The organism is Paenibacillus sp. Root52 (assembly GCF_001426865.1).
In the GTDB taxonomy this organism is placed as follows: Bacteria; Bacillota; Bacilli; order Paenibacillales; family Paenibacillaceae; genus Paenibacillus.
Window position 1 is genome coordinate 242,747 of record NZ_LMFO01000033.1, and the last position, 23,527, is coordinate 266,273.

The window sequence follows — 23,527 nt, forward strand, 5'->3', positions numbered from 1 at the left end:
TTTCTCTCATCTCCTATTCTTTAACTGCACCGGCGGTTAAGCCGCTAATTAGATGTTTCTGTAGAAAGATCGCTGTGAGTAGTACAGGCAGTACGGATACGAGACCGCCACCCGCAACCTTACCCCACTCCGTTAACTCTTGCTCACTGTTCAGGGTGGCGAGTTTGAGTGGAATGGTGAAGCTGTCAGGGCTCTGAATGAAGATTACGCTGTACAGGTATTCGTTCCATGAAGCCATGAAGGATAAGATGGTTACGGCAGCAATGCCCGGTACAACCAGCGGCAACATTACTTTGGTGAAAATCATGAACTCGGATGCGCCATCCATACGGGCACTTTCCTCAATCTCACCCGGCACACCGTAGAAGAATGCCATCATGAACCAGATGACGAGCGGCAAATTCACCAGGACATGCGCGACAATAATCGGAATCTTGGTGTTCAGCAGTCCAGCATCGTTCATCATGATGTATAACGGTAGTGCAAATGTGATCGGTGGTAGGACACGAACTAACAAAATCCAGATCATCAGCGAGCTTTTGAATATTCGGTAATGGCTTCTGAACGTTCTGCGACCAAGCACATACGCCGAGGACAATCCGAACACAAGAACAATTAACAACGAGCTGACGGTAATGATAAAGCTATTGATTAACGGCCCCAGGTAATTGTCTTGCACAAAAATGTTAAATATATGTTCCAAGGTTAATGATCTCGGAAATATGGATACCTCTGTGAACAAATCAGACGATTCTTGCGTAGCAATGACGAGCATCCAATAGATTGGAAACAGCGTCCATAGGAGTAGAGTGATGAAAGTTCCATATTTTAGACCTGCGCTTAATCTGTTCAATCTGTTCTCCTTCCCCCTTATATGTCTAGACGTCTATACGACTACTATAAATTTGATTTATTTGCTGAATATCATCGAAATATTAAGCAGTGTTAATTTACGGTGGATTTCTTGCGCATCTGTGCCATAATCCAAACTGTGGTAAACTAGTAGAATTGTAGAAACTAATGATATAGATGATACCAATCAAGATGGGAGTGAGTAACAAGATGAGAGAAGAACAAGTGCTATCCATTGAAGGGTTACGAATGAGATATAATGGACGATATGTGTTGAATGGGATTGACCTTGAAGTGAAGCGTGGCGAGATGATTGGATACATAGGTCCGAATGGTGCAGGTAAAAGTACAACCGTTAAGATTTTGCTCGGTCTGGTCGAAGGGTATGTGGGCACGGTGCGTATTTTTGGCAAAGATATCGAAGATAGTGGTGTGGAGTATAAACGTAGAATAGGGTATGTCCCAGAAGTTGCTGAGTTATATGAACAGCTTACACCAGCAGAATATCTGACTTTTACAGGGGAATTGTACGGGTTGTCCTATGAAGATGCGGATTACAAAGCGAAGCAGTTAATGGAATGTTTCGGTCTAGCCCAGTCCTACAATGCTCGTATTGCCTCATTCTCCAAAGGAATGCGTCAGAAGGTGCTGCTTATTTCGGCATTATTGCATGATCCGGATCTATTATTCCTCGATGAACCGCTTAGCGGACTTGATGCGAATAGTGTGATGGTGGTGAAGGAGATTTTGTCTCAATTATCGGCAAAAGGGACAACCATTTTCTATTCATCACACATTATGGATGTCGTCGAGAAGATCAGTAGCCGCATTGTCCTCATTGCGGAAGGCCGCGTGATGGCAGATGGCACATTCCAGCAATTGCAGCAGCAGTCGATGGAGGGGTCACTGGAGGAAGTATTCAATCAACTGACTGGTTTCAATGAGCATAAGGCGATTGCAGAGCGGTTCGTCTCGATCGTACAGGAGGTGTATTGAGATGGCGGAATCCTCCGATTTCCGCTCGCTCAAGGTTCTGGATCGTTTCCGGCATGTGATCGCGCGAACCGGGGCGGATTACGATGTATTGCGACTCATTTTGCGAGTAAAGTTCCAGATGGATCAGCGCCGTGTACCTACAGTTTTGTCGTCTAGTTATGGGAACAAGAAACAAAAGGAGGGGAATCTATACCTTCGCTCGCTATGGTTATATGCCTTAATGGGATTGATTATGGTGCCTTTTATTGTCTGGGATACGGGACATTACATGCTTCAGATGAGTATTGTTACGGCGATGCTGATGTTCATGATTATGACATCTATGGTCTCTGATTTCTCTTCCGTGCTACTGGATATCCGTGATCGGAATATCATCATGACCAAGCCAGTCAACGCCCGTACCATCGGCATGGCTCGCGCCATTCACGCCGGAATCTACCTTTTGCTATTAACAGGCTCGCTATCCATTCTTCCACTGGCGGCAACGCTCATTCGTTATGGGATTGGATTCTTCTTATTATTTGCGGTGGCGCTTATTCTGATCAATATGTTAATTCTGGTGACCACCTCGCTGGTCTATCTGTTCATGATGAAGTTCCTGGATGGGGAGAAGCTGAAGGATATGATCAACATGGTGCAGATTCTATTATCTGTCGGCATTGCCGTGGGGTATCAACTGGTCATCCGTTCATTTAGCATCGTAGACTTCAACATGGTATTTACTCCGGAATGGTGGCAGTTATTCCTTCCTCCAGTATGGTATGCGGCTCTGTTCGAGTGGATCTTTGGCGGGGGTGGAAACGCATGGCTGTATATCTTCTCGGCGCTAGCCATTGTCGTTCCAATCATCAGTCTGATGATCTACGTGAAGCTTATGCCGTCCTTTGAATTGTATTTGGAGAAAATGGCTCACGCCGGTCAGACCTCAGGTCGCAGACGTGGAGGCTGGGATCGGATCATGGCTAGAATATTCTGTAGGACGCGGGAGGAGCAAGCGTGCTTCCGATTGTCTGCCAACATGATGCGTAACGAGCGTGAGTTCAAGCTTAAAGTGTATCCTAGCATTGGCTTGTCTCTCGTATTGCCATATATATTTTGGTTTACGTTTATGCAGGACTCCTCATGGGCTGAATTACGGGAGAGTGCACTCTTTTATACCTTATATATTATGTTGTTTGTCGTAGTAACTGTGGTGATGATGCTGAAATTTTCAGGACATTACAAGGCGTTCTGGACGTTCCGCGCGGCTCCACTTGCTAATGACCATGTACTTTATAGTGGGACGTTAAAAGCCTTTTTGTGCAATATGTTTATGCCTGTCTTTATGATCAATGCGGTTGTGTTCCTCTGGGCGTTTGGTTTGCGAATTGTACCGGACATTGTGATCATCCTATTGATAGGTACAGCGCTCATTCCGTTAACCAGCAAACTGTTATTACGTAAGCCACCGTTCTCGGAATCGTTCAGTATGGCACAGCAAAGTGATGGGTGGCTTGTGTTGCTGGCTTTGCCGGTACTGGGTTTGTTTGCGGGGATACATTTTTACGTTCAATCAATACCGGCGGGAATCTGGATATACATTACGTTGCTCGTTATAGCAAATGTGATGCTCTGGACGATGTTATATCCGGTGAAGAGTGCTCGTAAAGTGACAGCTCATTGAGATCACATTCGTAAAGAAAGAGAAGCCAAGGATGGATTGTTCGAATCCGCTTGGCTTCTTTTTGTTATATGGTGCGCTCAACGTATCATGTGTGCTGAAATTCCGATGGATAAAAATTGATGTAATATTACGGTTTGCGTTGGAACGCAAAAACTCTGATTCCACCGTCTCACCCTGAGTTCCACGATTCCCTCAGCAGTAACTCACCGAGCTGTAGATGTGATATGAAAACAAAGTAAATGAAATGATAGATACGGAATGCTTTGTGTTTGTGAATTTATCTCTGATCATGTGATCGAGCATTCGTTGAACTTCAAGCGTTTTATACGTCGTGTCCTCAGTAATGGGAGCATGGGGCTGCTACGCACGACGTGCCTACAACTTTCTGATTGAGTCTGTCTGGAACGTATTTTTTTCAAGCCAATGATATCTTTGGGTAGAAGTGCAACAGTCCGCTTTACATTTATCCGATCCCCATAGTTGGACGAACCTCACACACCTTATTCAACCTAATGTAGCCTCTTTTAAAATCTAACGAATCTCACACACCCTATCGAATAAAAAACAGACGTTTCTCGCCATTCTCAAGGTGATTTTAGTAAAATAACGTGCCTAGGATTCGTTAGATTTCAACGGGGAGCTATTCGCTCCATATAAGAGGTCTCAGGTTCGTTAGAGTTGTAGTAAAATTCTGAAGCTGTAATGCAAAACTACAACTCTAATGCAAAACTTACAACAGTAATGCAAACCTACGACACTAATGCAACCAAACTACTGTCATGCTACTGCTGTGATGTTACTAACTGTAATGCTACTACTATAATGAAAATATTACTAATTTAAGATCTCAGGTCAGCTGGAGTCGAGCAAAATAGGAGTGCTGATGAGCTCAATTCTGTTTTCACTTGATCCTGTATTAACAAAAGGAATGCGGAGATTATTTCCGAATGAGGAAGCTTCACGGAATTGGTTGGATGATGGCAGGGATAGGGGATGCCATGATTAGTAAAAGAACAAGAGAAGCCCGTCGACAATTCGTTGGAATCGATTGGCTTCTCAGTATTATGAAATTTATGGCTTGTGAAGGGTACCCGCCACAACGTATCTGAATCAACTTCTATTTATAGACTCAACATTGCGGGTTACAGACACAACGTTGCAGGATTTTTCTGACACATACCACTCTTGCCAAAGGAAGCTACACACATTAGAGGGATGGCTGCCGTGAACAGAGCCTTGAACCGGCGACCACTTTTAATATGCACCAAAGCGCCGTGTGCTGGTGTTTCACTTAGATTATGAACAGGGAGTTTTGCCGCTCAGTCTGGCTTCAGCCAGTTGATCTGCTGCATCAACAGTGGATATACCACTTGTTGCTGCGGCGCGGTATACGGCGGAGAGCGTATCCGCAATACCCGCCACCTTCTGGCGGATCATATCCGGCTGCGCGCCTTCCAGCTCGTAAGCAGTGCTGATGATGCCTCCGGCATTCAGCACATAGTCAGGCGCGTACAGGATGCCGCGCGCCTGCATCCGGCCAATAACCAGTTGCCGCTGGCTAAGCTGGTTATTGGCCGCCCCGGCAACGATGGAGCAGCGCAGCTCCTCCACCGATGCCGGGGTTAACACGCCCCCTAGGGCACAGGGGGCGAACACCTTGCAGTCAGCGGCGTGAATATGGGCCGGATCGGCCGAGGTGGCGCTGCTGAACTGCACAAGGGCACGTTGTACACGTTCCGGTACAACGTCTGCCACGATGAGCCGTGCCCCGGCTGCATGCAGGTGACGGCACAGGGCATACCCGACCTTGCCCAGTCCCTGGACAGCAATGGGAATGCCCTGCAATGTGGCGATGCCTTGATGGCGCAGCGAGGTCAAGATGCCGGTGTACACACCGTAAGCGGTCATCTCGGCGGTGAAGTCATCCTGCGCGCCCAGTGATCCAGTCATATCAGTCACATAGGCAGTCTCCAATCGGATCTGATCCATGTCAGTGGACGTGGTGCCTAGATCAAGACCGGTAATATAGCGACCGTTCAGTCGTTCAAGAAAACGTCCAAGGGCTCGGAAGATGTGGGCTCGCCCTGTGTTGTTGTTGGGAAGGGTGAGTTGATCGGAATCGGAATTTGGGACGTTCTTGACGGGGAAAGAAGGAATAGCTTGGGATTGAGACTGTGCAGGGGAACTGCCCACCTTCCACTCCGTAGGGATATTCCAGACCACCGCTTTCCCGCCGCCATAAGGCAGACCGGAAACGGCTGATTTATAGGTCATACCTCTAGCAAGCTGGATGGCGTCGCGAATTGCATCGTCTTCTGAGGCGTATGTCCAGCAGCGACATCCTCCGAGTGCTGGCCCGAGTGCCGTGCTATGAATCGCGACCACTGCTTTCAGCCCGCTACCTGGGTCGTGACAAAATAGGAGTTCTTCCATCCCTTCCTTCTCCATCTCCTGCCATAGCTGCATGGATGCTCCCCCCTTTGATTTATCGTTGATGGGTATCGATTGTTCGCATGATGTGTCCCATTGTATTCGGCGATTACTGATGCTTCAGCATATTCAACGATAGAGCCTTTCGCCCCTAGGTCTGTTGCCGGGTTGATAATCGCAGTAAACAATTCTATAATGGCAGTTCTGGCACTGTACAGATTGAAAGTAGACCGTTTAAAATGACCCCATAAAGTCCAATGATGAAGATAAGAGATAATAATACTTGGCTAGCATGAGAGTAAATGTTGGATCAGGAACTTAGGCTGGTAGCAATAGGTCTGATCATTAGGACGTGTCTCAAAACTCGCTGAAGTGCATCTTTCACCGCCTTTTCGCCCCCTGTTGTGTCAGTTTCCCTTGATGTGCCCCGGCACGCCTGCGGAAAACTTCCTGACTTGGAACGAAAATTCGGCAAAGTCTGTGTCCTTCGAAGCTTTCGAACACGCCCTAGGAAAGAGGGATGCAAATTGTTCAAAATACTCGTTTTTATTTTTCTGATTCAAATTGTATACGTATCGGCATACACGCTGCGTATGATACTGACGCTTAAGGGTCAGAAATACATCGCCGCACTGATCAGTACAGGAGAGATTGTGATCTATGTACTCGGATTGAATCTAGTGCTCAATTATCTGGATCAGACGATTGCACTCATTGTTTATGCGGTGGGATATGGGCTTGGTGTGTTACTAGGTGCTTGGATTGAGGAGAAGATTGCGCTTGGCTATGTTACCGTGAAGGTGATCTGTAATCAAATGGGCGGAGATGTAGCGAATGCGCTGAGAGACAAGGGATATGGTGTTACCGCTTGGGTAGGTAGTGGTCGTGATGGGGACAGGCTAGTTATGGAGATTTTGGCGAAACGCAAAAACCAAAAACTGCTCTACCAGACGATTCTCGGGTTAGACCCCAAAGCCTTCGTCATTACGGTCGAGCCGAAACAATTCCATGGCGGCTTCTGGACACGTTCTATCAAAAGGTGAATTAAAAAATGTAAAATTGAGCAGGTCTGCAGCAGATGCAGTCCTGCTTTTTAGTCATTCATTTTGCATTCCCCATCAACGGTAAGTCGATGTTACTCGTGTGGAATGATCAGGTTAACTAAGTACGATTCAAAGTTGCTTCTAGTACAGTTGGCACTACATCAAGCTGTATAACCTGAATGTGATGTAGAGATTATTGTTGTAATCGCTTTCAAAATATACAGTGAGGACATGTCCTTCATGACACGGTATGGCAGCGGGGGGGACGAGCCTTATCACTTATAAAATGGGAGGAATGAATGGGATGAGAACAAAATTAAGAAGCTGGTGCAGTACAGCCTTGGCTGTAACGTTGGGGCTCACGCTAATATCGGGTCCTGCGAGTGTGCAGGCAGCAGGGAATGCAGACTACAATCTCACGGGATTCTCCCAAGGTAACACGGGCGGTGGCATCATCAGTGATTCGAATACGTCCACGTATAAGAAGGTATACAATGCGACTGACCTTGCACTGGCGTTGAAGAAGAACTCCGGCGTCAAAGTCGTGGAGATCATGAATGACTTGAATCTAGGGTGGAACGAAATTCCGAGTGCAGCGCAGACATCACCTTTTGCCAAACACAATGATGCCTTAACGCATCCTGTATTGAAACAGACCGGCGTAAGTAAGCTTACGATTGACGGTTTTAACGGGCTCACTATTTTCTCTGCCAACGGCTCCAAAATCAAACATGCTGCGATCAGCGTGAAACGAAGCTCCAACGTTATTATCCGTAACCTCGAATTTGATGAGCTCTGGGAATGGGATGAGTCCACCAAGGGTGACTACGACAAGAACGACTGGGATTACATCACCCTGGAGGAGAGTAGCGGTGTATGGATTGATCACTGTACATTTAACAAAGCCTATGACGGACTCGTTGATTCGAAAAAAGGAACCAGCGGCGTGACCATCTCCTGGTCTACCTTCAAGGGCGATGACGGCAGCGCAAACAGTTGGGTTACGCAGCAGATCAATGAGCTGGAAGCCAATAAAGCTTCCTATCCAATGTACAATTACCTGCGCAGCAGTGCAGTGGGTCTTAGTAAAGCGGACATTATCGCTATCTCCGGCCCACAGAAAAAGGGGCATCTTGTTGGTTCAACGAGGTTTGAATCGGCGAACGCTAATCTGTCCATGACGCTGCATCATAATCTGTACAAGGATATTCAGGATCGGATGCCGCGTCTGCGCGGAGGCAATGCGCATGCCTATAACATTGTAATGGATGCTACGGCAGCGCGGGCTGCCAAAGCCAAAATTACGTCTGCGATGGCAACTGCCATTGCTTCCAAAGGGTATAAATTTGATATCATCAGCAATGGTGCCATCTCGACTGAAAGCGGAGCGGTTCTCGTTGAGAAATCGGTCATCAGAGATGTTCAGTTCCCCGTTCGCAACAATCAGACCAATCCAGCAGATGCAACATATACGGGCAAAATTCGTGTAACGGATACGATATATGCGCTGGATGGAGGCTTGTTCCGTGGCAACAGTGATACTTCTGGAAGTCCACTCGCGCCAATTCCAGCTGTAGTGAAACCATTCTCCTGGAACGGCTTCTCAGCTCTTCCATACAGTTATCAGGTGGATGATCCCTCCACGCTGAATGCACGCCTCACGGCCTCCAACGGCGCAGGTGCAGGCAAGCTCACCTGGTCCAAAGATAATTGGCTGAAGACAAGCTATTAAGCTTCAGGCTTATGGTGAGCAGCAAACAAGCTACCCCGCAGTTCTTGGCGAGGTAGCTTGTTTATTCTTATGACCGTTGCACGTATGAATCTGACTCATGGCGAAATTACACCTTAATTTAGACTTGCCGCAATGATTAGTCAATGTGATATTTAGAATTCCAAATTACAAATCGAAGGTATCTGTGTGCGTTAATTAAGAGAATATATGAACCCACTAAAAAAGTGCTCCCAGCCACTATGGCCGGAAGCACTTTTTATCTTTTATAACGAAGATGGAGATTGAATTTCCAAAGGTTCAGGCGCAGCACTAACGGAATCCCGATAGATGATGTTGCCCTTTACATGTACACGGCCGAAATTGCGGTTCGGGTTGTCGACTTTCTTCAGCATCGACTGAACAGCAGTACGTGCCATCTGTTCTACATCCACCTCAACGGTTGTCAGTTTTGGTTCGGAGAGCAGGGCATAGATATCGTTATCGAATCCAACAACAGAGCATTGCTGAGGCACCTGAATGCCCAACGATGTCAGCTTCTGAACAAGCAGATGAGCGACCTGATCACAGTTGCAGACAAAAGCTGTAGGCAATGACTCAGGCAGATCGATCTCGATGAACGTCCCGCGTTCGTCCCGATCATTCAGGATGAGGTCAGGGTTCATCGGCATGCGATGCTCCAAGAGTGATTTGTAATACCCAAGGAAACGATCTTGAATACTGCTGGTGGAGTATAGATTACCCACATAAGCAATACTGCGATGTCCTTGTTGTACCAGAACATTCGTCAGTTCGTAAGCTGCATAGAAGTTATCGGTTACAACAGAGTCGATATCAGAATGCTCATCATAGAAGTCGAGGAACATTTTGGGAACATCCATTGAACGCACCAGTTCAATGTAATCTTTGCTGATCTGACCGAGCACGATGAAACCATCGACCTTATTGTCACTGTACAGCTTCGGCAACGTTAATCCTTCTTCATCCTCTTCATTGAGAATGTGCAGAATGCCGTAGTAGCCCTGATCCTCTAAGTGCCTTGTGATACGTTGGAACACGCGTACATAGAACGATTGCGTAGGCCCGGTAAACCGTTCGGGGATAATTACCCCGATATTATGAGTTAGGCCTTCCTTCATGGAGCGGGCAGTGGCATTATACCGATAGCCCATCTCTACGGCAAGCACCTTAATCTTTTCTTTTAATTCGTCACTGACACCATCTTTATCATTCAACGCTTTCGAGACGGTCACACTGCTGACCCCGAGCCTGTCGGCGATATCCCGCATGGTGATATTGTTCTTCAGCTTTGGTCGCCTCCTTCAAGCTGGTCTAAGTACAATGTGCTGTCATTATGAGGTTTTGCTTTTATAACATAATAACAATCCATACTAGTATACCTTGTTACTTCCTTCGAATAAAGCAATTCCGGCTGTTCTTTTATGAATTTTAGCATAAAATGAGTTCCGATGAAGACGGTTGCACTCAATTGAAGTTTATTGCTTCTGTAGAAGTGCTGGAATCCAAAGCTTACTTTTGAACAACGTGTAGAAGCTTCTCATTCTGTTCGATCAGATCAGCACGCTGGATAGCACAGTCCAGAGAACGATACGGATCAGCAGGTGTGTTGAAGGTGTAATCGACCAGTTGTTCCAGCGTTGTTGTTGCCACATGACAACGGGTATCGCTGGACGCGTAATAGATAAAGACTTCGTTCTTCTCATTCACGACAGCACCATTACAGAAAATGACATTGGATACATCGCCTACACGCTCGTCGTCATAAGGTGCGATAAAATGTCCGCCTGGCTTAGCGATAATTTTAGCTGGATCAGCTAGATCTGTGGCAAAAGTGTACAACACATAACGTAAGCCAGCTGCCGTATTACGCACACCATGTGCAATATGAATCCAGCCACGATCTGTTTTGATTGGGGCAGGACCCTGTCCGTTTTTGACTTCATACACGGTGTGATACTTACGCTCATCAATGATGGTTTCTTCATCAATAACAGGATTCAAGATGTCATCACATAGACCGAAGGCAATACCGCCACCGCTGCCTGTCGAGATGAATCCGTCCTGTGGACGAGTGTAGAAGGCATATTTGCCACCAACGAACTCGGGATGGAGCACGACATTTCGCTGCTGAGGGGAGTTCGTTGTAATGTTAGGTAGGCGTTCCCAGCTTACCAGATCACGAGTACGTACAAGCCCAGCTTGAGCGACCGCACTGGATGTGTCGAAGGCAGGGGCATCCGGGTCTTTGCGTTCTGAGCAATAGATTCCATAAATCCAGCCATCCTCATGCTGAACGAGTCGCATATCGTATTGATTGGTCTCGTCCTTATCGATGTCTTCCCAAACTAACGGCTTACCCGTAAACCGAAAACCATCAATCCCGTTATCACTTTCGGCAAGCGCGAAGATCGACTTGCGATCAAGCCCTTCTGTCCGAATCACCATAACGTATTTGCCATTGAAATAGATGGCTCCCGGATTCAGTGTTGCATTGATGCCCAGTCGCTCCATGAAATGTGGATTGGTCGCTTCATTCAGATCAAATCTCCAGTGCAAAGGCACATGATGGCGGGTGATTACGGGGTAAAGGTACCGATCATATACGCCGTTATAGAAGGACGAATCGATTTCATTAGAACGTGACAGAAGCTGCTCCTGTTTCTCCAATAGCTCATTGTATTTCGGGTGTATCATGCTTATCCCATCCTCTCAATTAATTCAATGCAAAATCGGCTGTTGTGATACGGGCATTTCCATGGCCCAGCAACCTCGTGCTGATCGGGTGTGCCGTTTCCGTCAACCGACCAGTGCCATTCCCCACCTGCGCGATGGTCAACGATGTGTTCTTTGGTGTAGGCCCACAGCCGTTCGACTCTTTCTAGAAACTGTGGATCACCCGTGCGCTGATATGCGTTATAGAAACCAACCATAGCTTCGGCCTGAACCCACCAGATTCGCGTCTCATCGACATGCTCGCCCTCTTGTTCGTTCATCAGTGAGCCATCCGCTTGCACAGCGATGTTCGAGATATTGTAGGCGATGTCTGTAACCATCCCGGCATATGCAGGATGTTGTTCAAGTCCCAGCACGTTCAGGGCATCGTCAATCAGCCAGCTTGCTTCGATGTCGTGTCCGAACGAGCGAAGGTCGATGATGGATTCCCACTGTTTGTTGAAAAAGACCCCGAGAAATTTCGTATCCTGGTCATATACACGTTCATACAGAATAGCGAGTAGGCGCTCCAACGCCGCCTTCACTTGTGCATCCGGCCACACCCTGTAGAGGGTGGTATAGGCTTCTAACACATGGATATGTGTATTCATCGTGTAATCCGCAATGACCCCATTTTCGCTTAACATTTCATTCGGTTGTTCGTTCCAGAATCGATCGAATTGCTCCCTGTAGGCAGGTGTATCGGTGTGCAATCCCTTCGTCTCAATTAGAGAAAAAAGCGTTTTCGAAAGTTCCAGTGCTGAATTATCTCCGGTTGCTCGGTAGTACTCACTTAATGCGTATACACCGAACGATTGCGTATAGACATGTTTGCTTGTGTCCAGTGGATTTCCTACAGCATCAACCATCCAATACATCCCGCCATACTCCGTATCTATCACATGGTCTGCGAGAAAACGATAAGCGTGTTCGGCGTGATCGCGCCAGATGTCTTGCCCAGTTACACGATAGGCTGCGGCAAACGACCAGAGCTGCCGTGCCGTAGCAATCCCACCCTTCGGTGCTTGACGATCGACTTGAAGGTCGTTACCCACCCAACCGTAGAACCCACCGTTCGTTGTATCCTTCAGACTAGACCAAAAAGGTAGAATCTTCTGTTCCCAATGCTCCGTTATCTCGGATTGAAGCTGAATCATATTTACAGTCATTCAGAGCGCTCCTTCAATAGCATACATAATATAAAAATAAATGAATTAAGTTATCGTTAACTTTATACGTTAATATTAGTGCGCTTAAATTTGCTTGTCAACGGATGAGGGTTTAAATTTTTTATAAAAGATATGAAATAAATCAATTGACAGGTAAGCGTTACCATAATAGAATCGAACTTGTAACCTTAACGATAACTTAACATATTCATGAAAGGGGTCGAAACAATTGAGAAAAAACAAAGGCTGGATGATGCTGCTGACAATGCTGCTCATTACTTCGCTACTTGCTGCATGTTCATCGGGAGGTGGATCTCCACAAGCGGGAGAGGAGATTAGTACAGATCCGGCGGATATCAAAGGCGAAATCACCGTGCTGACGCAACGTACAGATATTGTCGATACCGTATTCAAGGATTACGCAGCTGAGTTCAATAAGGAGTATCCGGATGTAAAAGTAAACTTCCAGGCTCTGGCGGACTATGAGGGACAAGTGAAGATTCGGATGAGCACCAAGGATTACGGTGACGTACTGATGATTCCGACAAGTGTTCCTATTGCTGATATCCCAGACTTTTTTGAGCCGCTCGGTACTTACGATGAATTGAAAGATAAATACACAGCGATCGAAGAGCGTATGGTGGATGGTCAAGTGTATGGTATTCCTACGGTCATCACCTTCTCCGGCATTATATATAACAAACAAGTGTTCAAAGATGCAGGTATCGCTGAAGTACCAAAAACACCTGAGCAATTCCAAGCAGCGCTTCAATTGGTGAAAGATAATACGGATGCAGTTCCGCTCTATACCAACTACGCTTCTGGCTGGGCACTGACACAATGGGAATCTGATCTGCCAACGGTTGCTGGTAGTGTAGATTACGTCAATGTGGATCAACCGAATACGGATGATAACTTTGTTGCTGGGCAGCCGCACTATGAGTTGTACAAAGTACTCTATGATGCAGCGAAGAGTGGTCTGATTGAGAAAGATCCAACGACGACAGACTGGGAAAGTTCCAAAGCAGACTTGGCTAATGGCAAAATCGCAACGATGGCGCTGGGTTCATGGGCAATTACACAGATTCAAGGGTTGACGGATACACCGGATAACATCGGATTCTTGCCTTTCCCTACGAATGCTAGTGATGTCATTGTTCCGTTGTCAGCGGATTACAACATCGGTATGAACGTGAACAGCGAGAACAAACCTGCTGCCAAAGCATGGATTGACTGGTTCCTTGAGAAGTCCAATTATGCAGTTGAACAAGGTGGAGGTATGAGTGCAGACAAGAGCGCTGAACTACCACCAATCTTGGATCAATACAAAGATGTACAATTCTCTACGTTGACTCCTGCCAAAGAGGGTCAAGAAGGTCTGATGGACAAAATCGACAACGAAGCTGAGATCGGTCTCTGGCAGCCTGACTTCAAGAAACGCATTATCGAAGCAGCCATCGGCAACCGTAGTGAATCGTATGACGACATTATGAAAGACCTCAATGATAAGTGGGTAAAAGCACGTGCAGAAGTCGCGCAATAATTAAAGAGGTTCACGCACTTAGACGGAGGCAAGTGTAAGAACAGCAGATGTGCTGTGGGGAGTATACGGTTAAGGATTGGCACCGAGAAACTTGAAGGTTGTTTTTTCTATAAACCGCTCCCCGCAGTTATTCCGCATATTATAGAGAGTTTTTGATACAAAGCGGTAGAACCGCTTGGAGGTGTGGAGAGCATGAAATACTTGAAGTTATCCAACTGGGGCTACTCAGCGCAACGCATATTTATTATATGTGCCTTCTCGATCATTCCGCTGGCACTGTTGTTCACGTTTGCTTACTTGCCTGTAATTAACATGTTCAAGTACAGCTTTACGGACTGGAATGGATACAGTAAACGATTCGACTATGTCGGTTTTGAGAACTATACCCGAATCTTCAAAGACCCCGAGTACTTTAAAGTATTTATTGTCAGCCTGTACTATTTCGTAGCCACGTTTGTACAGATGGGTCTGGCGCTTTATTTTGCAACGATACTAAGTTTCAAAGTCCGTGGTAAGAACTTCTTCAAAGGTATTTTATTCTTCCCTTACTTATTAAATGGTGTTGCGATCGGATTCATCTTCCTGTTCTTCTTCAAACCGGACGGTACACTCGATACCATCATGCAAGCCGTTGGACTTGGGCAATACACCCAGCTATGGCTCGGTAATCCGAACATCATTAACGTATCTCTCGCAGGTGCATCCGTATGGAGATACATGGGATTCAACTTTATTATTTTCCTGGGTGCCATCTCTTCCATCCCGAAAGATGTATACGAAGCATCGGATATTGACGGTGCCAACCGTTGGCAACAGTTCCGCCATATTATCCTGCCGAGTATTACTCGCATCCTGCAGCTCAATCTGATTTTGGCGATTAGCGGCGCAATCAGTGCGTTCGATATTCCATATATTATGACTGACGGTTCCAACGGCAGTATGACCTTTGTGATCCAGACGGTTCATCTGGCCTTTAAGTACGGCAAACTGGGACTCGCATCAGCCATGGCCGTTGTGCTGCTTCTGATCGTTATTCTCGTTACGCTCGTTCAGCGTGTCACCATGAAAGGAGATGAATAAACGTGCACCAATTCAAATACACACTTGCAAGCATCGTTAAGTATGCTTCGCTAATTCTCGCAGCGTTTATTGCGCTTCTGCCCATCGTGGTGATCCTGTTCGCATCCCTCAAGACCAATGCTGAATATGCGACTACCAGCCCGCTTACACCGCCAGCTGACTGGCTGAACTTTGCCAACTATTCCAGAGCGTTTGTGGACGGCAATATGCTCGTTGGTTTCAAAAATACAATTATTATCCTTCTCATCTCGATCGTGGGTGCAACCTTGACCGGCTCCATGATTGCGTATGTACTGGATCGATTCAAATTCAAAGGCAAAAAAATTATGGTTGCTGCATTCCTGCTGGCTACCCTGATTCCAAGCGTAACGACACAAGTCGCCACGTTCCAGATCATTAACGCCCTCGACCTGTTCAATACACGCTGGGCAGCTATTGTGATGTATCTGGGTACAGATATCATTGCCGTATACATCTTCCTGCAATTCCTGGGCTCCATCTCCAACTCACTCGATGAATCCGCGATGCTGGACGGGGCTTCATACTTCACAATCTATTGGAAGATTATCCTGCCATTGCTGAAGCCAGCAATCGTAACGGTAATTATCGTCAAAGGCGTGAACATCTACAATGACTTCTATACACCGTTCCTGTATATGCCGAAGGACAGTTTGCAAGTTATATCCACCGCCTTGTTCAAGTTCAAGGGGCCCTTCGGATCACAGTGGGAGGTTATTAGCGCCGGTATTATGATCGCCATTGTTCCAACCATGATCATCTTCCTGATGCTCCAGAAATACATCTACAACGGCTTCGCGCAAGGTTCAGTTAAATAAAATTCGAAGGGAGAAATGAGAAATGACAGTTGCTGAAACGAAAAAGGTACACATTGTTGGGGACGCTTTGCCAAACATGCCGTGGGAAGATAAACCGGAGGGTCTGGATGCACCGGTGTGGAGACACTCGGCGAATCCGGTTATACCACGGAATCCGGTGAAGGGTGTTGCCCGTATTTTCAACAGTGCCGTGGTTCCATATGAAGGGAAGTTCATCGGCGTATTCCGCGCTGAGACCATTAATGGTCGCCCGCATCTGCACATGGGCTCCAGCGAAGACGGATTGTCATGGACAATTGAAGAGGAACGCATTGCTTTTGTCGATGAGGACGGTAATCCGTTCATGCCGAACTATGCCTACGACCCGCGTCTGGTGAAGGTAGAGGATACGTATTACATCATCTGGTGTACAGATTTCTACGGCGCTGCTCTGGGACTCGCGAAGACTGACGATTTCAAAACGTTTGTACGTCTGGAAAACCCGATGCTGCCGTTCAACCGCAATGGTGTGTTGTTCCCGCGGAAAATCAATGATAACTATGTGATGCTGTCCAGACCAAGTGATAGTGGACATACACCGTTCGGAGATATTTTCCTTAGCGAAAGTCCGGATCTCGTATATTGGGGCAAACATCGTCACGTCATGAGCAAAGGCGGCCAAGGTTGGTGGCAATCAGTCAAGATCGGCGGCGGGCCTGCACCGATTGAGACGTCTGAAGGCTGGCTGATGTTCTACCATGGTGTAACGGGAACTTGCAATGGTTTTGTATATAGCATGGGTGCGGTGATTCTGGATCTGGATGAGCCGTCCAAAGTTAAATATCGTTCATCTAACTTCGTGTTAACGCCAGAGAAATGGTATGAGGAGCAAGGTTTTGTTGATAACGTTGTCTTCCCGTGCGCAACATTGCATGACGCCGAGACTGGACGTATCGCAATCTATTATGGCGCAGCCGATACATATGTTGGCGTAGCTTACACAACTGTCGATGAGATTGTGAATTATGTGATTGAGACGGATGAGGTTATCGCTGGAGATCGTGAGGAAGGCAAGCTGTAATTGACATGAGAGGGGCTTTACCTTAGCAATGCATATGGATTACATCAAGGGATTTACATTTGGTTGGATGAGTGGCAAGGGAGCCTTCCGTAAGCCGGAAGCGAAAGAATCCTTGCGTCTACTGGCTGAGCGAACAGGCAGTTCACATGTTATTTTTGCACTGGCGGCACATCAGGATCATCCACAAGCTGTGGAAGTGAAGTATCGAGGTGACCATCTGGTCGAGGATGACGAATTAGTCGATATGATTCGATATGCCCGCACCCTAGGGTTGCAGGTCATTCTGAAGCCAACGGTTAACTGTACGGATGGTACATGGCGTGCGCATATTAATTTTTTTGATATCGATGTGCCCTGTGAGCCGAAATGGAAGGATTGGTTCCGTAGTTACACCGCATTTCAGCAGCACTATGCAGCCATTGCAGAGCAGGAGAAATGTGAGATGTTCATCGTTGGCTGCGAGATGGTGCAGTCTGAGCGTCGAGATCAGGAGTGGCGTGATGTCATTGCGGCTGTACGCGAGGTGTATACAGGCCTAGTGTCGTACAACACGGACAAATATCAGGAAGGCCATGTGAAATGGTGGGATGCCGTGGACGTGATCTCCTCCAGTGGTTACTATCCCATCGGGGATTGGGAGGCACAGCTCGATCGTATCGAACGGGAGATTGCTCCTTATGGCAAACCTTTCTTCTTCGCAGAAGCTGGATGCCCCAGCCGCAGTGGCTCGGCACAGGTGCCGAATGATTGGGGACTTGAAGGTGAAGTGAGTAGCGAAGAACAGTCGCGATTCTATGAGACTATGTTCCGGCATGTGAGTCAGCGCCATTGGGTACGCGGATTCGGACTGTGGGATTGGAGTGCACATTTATACGCAGAGAAGGACGCCTTAACTGATGATGGTTATGGCGTGTATGGCAAGCCTGCAGAGCGGGTAATCCAGCAGTTTTATCAAGGAATTCCCACGCAGGTGTGAGCGTGTGAATAGGAACATGTTCAATGCTCGTTCAATGTGCTGAACGAGCATGACAGATTTACAGAATGGAAGTATAGGTTAGAGCGCAAGTCGAAGGCGTATGTGAAGATGAATCTCAGCGATATCCTCATATGCGTCTTTTCTTTACGCTAATAGAGGTATTTCAAGAAGTTTGCTTATGAACATGTACTTATATGAATGGAGAGGGACAGATGGGTGAGACAACGTTAGAACAATTGAAAAAATACAACGGAAGCAGTCCGAAACCGGATGATTTCGATACTTATTGGAGCCGTGCGCTCGCGGAGCTAGATTCGCAATCGCTCGAATATGAACTGGTGCCCGCGGACATTACATCACCGCTTGCAGAGTGCTTCCACCTGTATTTCACAGGTGTAGGTGGCGCACGCATACATGGTAAGCTGGTTCGGCCTATGGCTGCATCCGCTGATGCCAAAGGGCAAGCCATGGCTATGTTTCACGGATATTCCAGTGATAGCGGCGATTGGTTCGACAAGATTGCTTACGCTGCCCATGGCATCACGGTACTCGCTTTGGATTGCCGTGGACAGGGCGGGCTTTCCGAGGACAACCTGCAAGTGAAGGGCACAACCATTCGTGGACACATCATCCGGGGCATCGATGATCCTAATCCGGATAAGCTGTATTTCCGTAATGTTTTCCTCGATACCGTGCAGACGGTACGCATTCTGATGTCCATGGAACACGTTGATGAAGAACGTGTAGGGGTGTATGGCTGTTCTCAAGGTGGGGCATTAGCCACAGCTTGTGCATCCCTTGAACCGCGCGTGAAGCTGGCGGTGCCAGTATATCCTTTTTTATCGGATTATCGACATGCCTGGGAGCTAGGTGCCGCAAGTTCAGCCTATGAAGAGCTGGTGTATTATTTCCGGTTATTTGACCCCAATCATGAGCGGGAGGACGCTATCTTCTCCAGACTCGGGTATATCGACATCTCTAATCTGGCAGATCGAATTCAGGCTAAGGTGCTGTTCGTAACTGGGCTTGCGGACACGATCTGTCCACCGTCCACTCAGTTTGCCGTGTACAACCGGATTCAGTCATCCAAGGAGCTGCTTGTTTATCACGAGTATGGTCATGAGTATATCCCGCGTTTATCTGATCGAACGTTGCAGGCGTTCCTGAACCTGTAGGTGATTGTTCTGTTGTCTGGAGAATAGAAGGGATCTAAGTTCTAGAAGGTATTGCTCGATTTCCGATGTGTCTCTCCAGACCGGCAGAACAGAGGAGTTTTTCATAATAAGATCAGCAGTATTCGTGCACCACAACCGAGGAGGAGATAGAGCGATGAAGAAGGCACAGGTCGTTATGCGTACAGCACTTAGTGTAGTATTACTTGGATCAACAGCATTACCTGCATTTGCAGATGCGAACGTAGAGGGTGAGGCGGTTGGTGGTAACCGTGTAAATACAGTGCAGTCCGCTGCGGAATGGTCAGGACATTGGGCTGAGCCGCTAATCAATAAATGGTTAACCGCAGGATGGATCAGTGGGTACCCGGATGGTTCATTTCGACCGGATCAGCATGTTAGCAGGAGTGAATTTGTAAACGCTATCAATACCATCTTCGGGTATTACGTCTTGGATCAAGAAGAGCCCTTTGCGGATGTGCAAGCAGGTAACTGGTATGCTTCCGCTCTGTCTATCGCCCGTGAAGCAGGATATTACCAGGGATACCCTAATAATACAGCCAAGCCTGACAAGGAGATTACCCGTGAAGATGCAGCGGTGTTACTTGTTCGTGCCTTTGGACTGGAGAAGGTAGCAGAAGGAACAGACTCATCTACGTCTTTCTTGGATGAGTCGGATATCCGCAGTTATGCCCGTGAATCGGTTCGTGTCTTATCCGGTGTTATTGAAGGATATCCGGATGGATCATTTAAACCAGAAGGTGCGCTGACCCGAGCTGAAATGCTGTCCTGGTTGGATGAGTTGGCACCCGTGATTAATTCGATGGATACATCAGCAGGTCGAGTGATCCAAGGTAATGTGGTTATCAACCAAAATGGGATCAAACTGAGTGATGTCGTCATTAACGGCAATCTATATATTGCTCCGGGCGTTCGTGAAGGAGATGTTGATCTATCCGAGGTTACAGTCAAGGGTGCCACGTACATTCAGGGTGGAGGTACGCACTCTGTAACCGTTACGGATTCCGCTTTGGACAATATTCTCGTTGATCGTCGTGAGGGTGAGGTGCGACTTGAGCTTACAGGTACCACGACAACAGGACAACTTCATGTGGAGCGTCCAGCAACCGTTGCGTTAGGTTCGGGAACGGTAGTACGCTCCGCTAAGCTATCGGCACGTACTACATTACAACTGGATAGTGGTTCCAGTGTGGGAGAGTTGCATATGACCAAGGACGCGAAGGGTACCTCTGTAACGGGAACAGGCAAGGTAAGTAAGGTGGATATCCAGGCTGACGGCGTGCTTCTGAATGGGAAGGCTGTCACGCAAGATACATGGCTGGCACAGGCCGGTTCGGATACAGGGGCAGCTTCAGGAACCGTGAATAACAGCAGCGATGGTGGTAGTAGTACTGGGAATAATAGTGGAAATGGTAGTGGTGGCGTAAGTAACCCTGGCAATGGGGGTGGAAGTGGCGGCGGCTCGGATGGTAATACTGGTGGCAATTCAGGCGGTGGCACAACGACGCCGACCAATCCAACGAACCCGTCTAATCCAGGTTCGGGTGTCACGCCTGATCATAATCAAACGCCGATTGATACATCTGCTTTTGACCTGAGCCCAGTGAAGTTGGTGGATGAACAGGCTTCCCCAGCCACCAAATCATTGTTTGCATACTTGAACAATGTGCGCGGCGAAGCCATTTTATTCGGACAACAACATGCTACAACAGAAGGGGTAACCATTACAGCGAATGATGGTACACAATCGGATGTGTTTAACGATGTAGGTGCGTTTCCTGCGGTATTCGGTTGGGATACATTAAGTTTGGAAGGGAATGAGAAGCCGGGATCATTGGACGCCAGCCCAGAAGAGAACACAGCCAAGCTTGCGGCAGTTATGAAGAAGGCATATGAGCGGGGTGGTATTGTAACCCTCAGTGCACATATGAAAAATTTTGTGACAGGTAATGACTTCTATGATACGAGCGGTTCGATGGTATCTCACATTTTACCTGGCGGGGATAAAAATGCTGAATATAACATCTATCTCGATCAGATTGCGGATCTAGCTCATCAGTTATCGGATAACCAGGGCAATGACATTCCGGTTATCTTCCGTCCATTCCATGAGAATAACGGGAACTGGTTCTGGTGGGGGGCTGCATTTACGTCGAAGGAGCAGTATGTGCAGCTATATCGCTATACCGTGGAGTATCTAAGAGATACCAAAGGCGTGGATAACTTCCTGTACGCGTTCTCGCCAAATGGGTTTTTCAGTAGCAACGAGAGCGAATACCTGAAGACATATCCGGGTGATGACTATGTGGATATTCTTGGGTTCGATATCTACGGTTCAGCAGAGGGCTCAGAAGGATGGTTTACTAAATTGGTGCAGGATGCAGCGATGATCTCAAGGATTGCCGATAGTAAAAATAAAGTGGCAACCCTCAGTGAGTTCGGGTATAGCACCAAAGGCATGAAAATTTCCGGCAACCATGATAAAGCTTGGTTTACGAACCTGCTCAAGGCACTAGAGTCCGATCCCGATGCCAAACGGATGGCGTACATGTTAACATGGGTTAACTTTGAGGCGGATCAGGTCTTCGTGCCGTATCGCAATGCACCAGGCGGGCTTGGTAATCACGAGCTGTTAGATGACTTTGTGAAGTTGTACAATGCACCGTATACAGCATTCAATGACCGACTGCAAGCCGTCTATAGCCTGAATGTGTCTACTCAGCCGAACGCGCCGAGGTTGAATATTGTCTCCCCGTTGAACCAACAGCAGATCAAGGAGAACGAGGTGACGGTACGTGCACGGGTGCTTGGACAATCAGCAGATCGAGTGGTCTACACCGTGGGGCAGGAGACGGAAGAGCATGAGATGATATTGTCGACGCAAGACAACTATTATACGGCTGCATGGCATCCGGATTCAGAGCTGGATCAACAGAGTGTGAAACTGCACGTGAAGGCATATGTAGGCGATAAGATTGTGATGCAAGATGAGGTTGTCGTTAACTTTAATTTTGATGCGAGCAGATTATATACGTATACCTTCGATAGTGATACGAATGGGGTATCCAGTGGCGGGGCTTTCCAGGCGGAAATTAACTCTGTGGAGCAGGCTGAATTCAATGGTAGCGGCATGTTGAAGATCAACGCCAAGTTTGAGGATGGAACACATACCTGGCAGGAACTGAAGCTGACGCTGGATGCCATCGCACAGAAGGTGAAGCTGGCTGATGTCAGCAAAGTGACGCTAGATATGTATGTTCCGCTGAGTGCTGGTGTGAGCGGTGCGCCATCAATCTATGCAACAGCCACGTTGCCGGATGATTGGGATACGAAGTATAACATCAGTAATGCCGTGGCATTAGGCGATCTAGAGAAGGTAACGGTGGATGGTGTAGATTACGGGAAATATACCGGCGAAATTGTGCTGGATAATCCCGAGAAGTCAGCCGCAGCTACATCCATGATGCTGTCGATTGTAGGCAGTGGTTTGCAATACACAGGCTCAATCTATGTGGATAATATTCAATTGATTCATGTGAAACCAGAGCCTATCTTCGATAAAGATCTGGTGGATGATTTTGAGAGTTATGCAGGCAATACCACCACGCTCAGCAATGCCTACACCCCTAATGCACAGGGGGATATGATTACAATTAAGCTAACTCCGGATCAGAAGGGTGCAGGAGAGTATGGTTTACAGTATGACTATGCGCTGAGTAGTTCCGGGTATGGCGGGATAACTCGTGTGATGGACGGCGCGGACTGGTCGGATCGGGACACATTGAGACTGTGGCTTGCACCAGACGGCAAAGGGCAGAAGCTCGTATTGCAGGTGAAAGCAAGCGGTGTATCGTTCGAGGCTTATCCTTCACTTGCTGGGACAGAGGCTGGGTGGGTCGAGATTCCGTTCAGTCAATTCAAGCCTGCGCCGTGGGATACGGCCAATGCGGGTGCTGCATTTGATGCGGTTAAGGCCAAGAACATTCAGGAGTTCTCTATCTATATTAATGCCACTGATCCAAACCAGCCTGTTTCGGGTACGTTGTACATGGATGATATCCGGGCGATAAGTAAGAAATAACAGCCCAATGTACAGGTTCTTTCGGGTAAAAATAACTGGGTTCAGACCAAGAAACTCTTCCTCTTGCAGGAAGGGTTTCTTTGGCATGTTTGGGGATATGCTGATGGATGTCGAATTTTGTTGACAAAAAGAAGGCGCCTGCC

General features: G+C 47.3%; 16 protein-coding genes. 11 read left to right on the forward strand and 5 right to left on the reverse strand.

The features are described from left to right. Positions 1–13 precede the first annotated feature (13 nt). Complete coding sequence (locus ASD24_RS28520) at positions 14–853, reverse strand: carbohydrate ABC transporter permease (RefSeq protein ID WP_056703466.1); 840 nt, start codon at positions 851–853, stop codon at positions 14–16. A 209-nt stretch (positions 854–1,062) separates the two neighbouring features. Here ASD24_RS28520 and ASD24_RS28525 point away from each other — a divergent pair, with 209 nt between their 5' ends. Both ASD24_RS28525 and ASD24_RS28530 read left to right on the forward strand, forming a co-directional pair. After that, positions 1,063–1,848 carry an ABC transporter ATP-binding protein gene (locus ASD24_RS28525; protein WP_056703469.1) on the forward strand — a complete coding sequence of 262 codons (786 nt, stop codon included), beginning with the start codon at positions 1,063–1,065 and terminating at the stop codon, positions 1,846–1,848. 1 nt (position 1,849) lies between these two features. Then, complete coding sequence (locus ASD24_RS28530) at positions 1,850–3,511, forward strand: hypothetical protein (RefSeq protein WP_056703472.1); 1,662 nt, start codon at positions 1,850–1,852, stop codon at positions 3,509–3,511. A 1,296-nt stretch (positions 3,512–4,807) separates the two neighbouring features. On the opposite strand, the gene ASD24_RS31375 is transcribed toward ASD24_RS28530, so the two are convergent. Beyond that, on the reverse strand, positions 4,808–5,977 hold the full coding sequence (locus tag ASD24_RS31375) for a Leu/Phe/Val dehydrogenase (RefSeq protein ID WP_056703475.1): 1,170 nt from the start codon (positions 5,975–5,977) through the stop codon (positions 4,808–4,810). 491 nt (positions 5,978–6,468) lie between these two features. Here ASD24_RS31375 and ASD24_RS28540 point away from each other — a divergent pair, with 491 nt between their 5' ends. Then, entirely contained in the window at positions 6,469–6,984 is a 516-nt protein-coding gene (locus ASD24_RS28540) for a DUF2179 domain-containing protein (protein WP_056703478.1), read from the forward strand. Positions 6,985–7,288: 304 nt separating this feature from the next. Next, positions 7,289–8,716: a pectate lyase family protein gene (locus tag ASD24_RS28545; RefSeq protein WP_056703481.1), complete on the forward strand. Its 1,428-nt coding sequence runs from the start codon at positions 7,289–7,291 to the stop codon at positions 8,714–8,716. Between the two features lie 263 nt (positions 8,717–8,979). On the opposite strand, the gene ASD24_RS28550 is transcribed toward ASD24_RS28545, so the two are convergent. The 3 genes from ASD24_RS28550 to ASD24_RS28560 form a co-directional block, all read right to left on the reverse strand. After that, positions 8,980–10,002 (reverse strand): substrate-binding domain-containing protein, encoded by a 1,023-nt coding sequence (locus tag ASD24_RS28550; RefSeq protein ID WP_056703483.1) that lies wholly within the window; start codon positions 10,000–10,002, stop codon positions 8,980–8,982. Between the two features lie 241 nt (positions 10,003–10,243). Continuing rightward, positions 10,244–11,428, reverse strand: a complete 1,185-nt coding sequence (locus ASD24_RS28555; RefSeq protein WP_056703486.1) for a glycoside hydrolase family 130 protein — start codon at positions 11,426–11,428, stop codon at positions 10,244–10,246. 2 nt (positions 11,429–11,430) lie between these two features. After that, a complete protein-coding gene (locus ASD24_RS28560; RefSeq protein WP_056703591.1) occupies positions 11,431–12,603 on the reverse strand; it encodes an AGE family epimerase/isomerase in 1,173 nt (390 codons plus the stop codon). A 241-nt stretch (positions 12,604–12,844) separates the two neighbouring features. On the opposite strand from ASD24_RS28560, the gene ASD24_RS28565 reads away from it, so the two are divergent. From ASD24_RS28565 to ASD24_RS28595, 7 genes are all read left to right on the forward strand, one after another. Further along, complete coding sequence (locus ASD24_RS28565) at positions 12,845–14,158, forward strand: ABC transporter substrate-binding protein (RefSeq protein ID WP_056703489.1); 1,314 nt, start codon at positions 12,845–12,847, stop codon at positions 14,156–14,158. Positions 14,159–14,350: 192 nt separating this feature from the next. Next, positions 14,351–15,238 carry a carbohydrate ABC transporter permease gene (locus ASD24_RS28570; protein WP_056703492.1) on the forward strand — a complete coding sequence of 296 codons (888 nt, stop codon included), beginning with the start codon at positions 14,351–14,353 and terminating at the stop codon, positions 15,236–15,238. Positions 15,239–15,240: 2 nt separating this feature from the next. Next, positions 15,241–16,074, forward strand: coding sequence for a carbohydrate ABC transporter permease (locus tag ASD24_RS28575; RefSeq protein ID WP_056703495.1), 834 nt, complete (start codon positions 15,241–15,243; stop codon positions 16,072–16,074). Positions 16,075–16,096: 22 nt separating this feature from the next. Next, positions 16,097–17,134 (forward strand): glycoside hydrolase family 130 protein, encoded by a 1,038-nt coding sequence (locus ASD24_RS28580; protein ID WP_056703497.1) that lies wholly within the window; start codon positions 16,097–16,099, stop codon positions 17,132–17,134. 34 nt (positions 17,135–17,168) lie between these two features. Continuing rightward, entirely contained in the window at positions 17,169–18,110 is a 942-nt protein-coding gene (locus tag ASD24_RS28585; RefSeq protein WP_056703594.1) for a glycoside hydrolase family 113, read from the forward strand. A gap of 212 nt (positions 18,111–18,322) precedes the next feature. Beyond that, complete coding sequence (locus ASD24_RS28590; protein ID WP_056703499.1) at positions 18,323–19,285, forward strand: acetylxylan esterase; 963 nt, start codon at positions 18,323–18,325, stop codon at positions 19,283–19,285. 154 nt (positions 19,286–19,439) lie between these two features. Beyond that, the gene (locus tag ASD24_RS28595) at positions 19,440–23,384 is read left to right on the forward strand and encodes a glycosyl hydrolase (protein WP_056703502.1); all 3,945 of its coding nucleotides are present in this window, start codon (positions 19,440–19,442) and stop codon (positions 23,382–23,384) included. Positions 23,385–23,527: the final 143 nt, after the last annotated feature.

Excerpts from the sequence above, each read along its gene's own strand:
- ASD24_RS28525 (WP_056703469.1), top strand. The coding sequence starts at position 1,063 with ATGAGAGAAGAACAAGTGCTATCCATTGAAGGGTTACGAATGAGATAT.
- ASD24_RS28530 (WP_056703472.1), top strand. The coding sequence starts at position 1,850 with ATGGCGGAATCCTCCGATTTCCGCTCGCTCAAGGTTCTGGATCGTTTC.
- ASD24_RS31375 (WP_056703475.1), bottom strand. The coding sequence starts at position 5,977 with ATGCAGCTATGGCAGGAGATGGAGAAGGAAGGGATGGAAGAACTCCTA.
- ASD24_RS28545 (WP_056703481.1), top strand. The coding sequence starts at position 7,289 with ATGAGAACAAAATTAAGAAGCTGGTGCAGTACAGCCTTGGCTGTAACG.
- ASD24_RS28550 (WP_056703483.1), bottom strand. The coding sequence starts at position 10,002 with ATGCGGGATATCGCCGACAGGCTCGGGGTCAGCAGTGTGACCGTCTCG.
- ASD24_RS28555 (WP_056703486.1), bottom strand. The coding sequence starts at position 11,428 with ATGATACACCCGAAATACAATGAGCTATTGGAGAAACAGGAGCAGCTT.
- ASD24_RS28560 (WP_056703591.1), bottom strand. The coding sequence starts at position 12,603 with ATGATTCAGCTTCAATCCGAGATAACGGAGCATTGGGAACAGAAGATT.
- ASD24_RS28570 (WP_056703492.1), top strand. The coding sequence starts at position 14,351 with ATGAAATACTTGAAGTTATCCAACTGGGGCTACTCAGCGCAACGCATA.
- ASD24_RS28580 (WP_056703497.1), top strand. The coding sequence starts at position 16,097 with ATGACAGTTGCTGAAACGAAAAAGGTACACATTGTTGGGGACGCTTTG.
- ASD24_RS28585 (WP_056703594.1), top strand. The coding sequence starts at position 17,169 with ATGGATTACATCAAGGGATTTACATTTGGTTGGATGAGTGGCAAGGGA.
- ASD24_RS28590 (WP_056703499.1), top strand. The coding sequence starts at position 18,323 with ATGGGTGAGACAACGTTAGAACAATTGAAAAAATACAACGGAAGCAGT.
- ASD24_RS28595 (WP_056703502.1), top strand. The coding sequence starts at position 19,440 with ATGAAGAAGGCACAGGTCGTTATGCGTACAGCACTTAGTGTAGTATTA.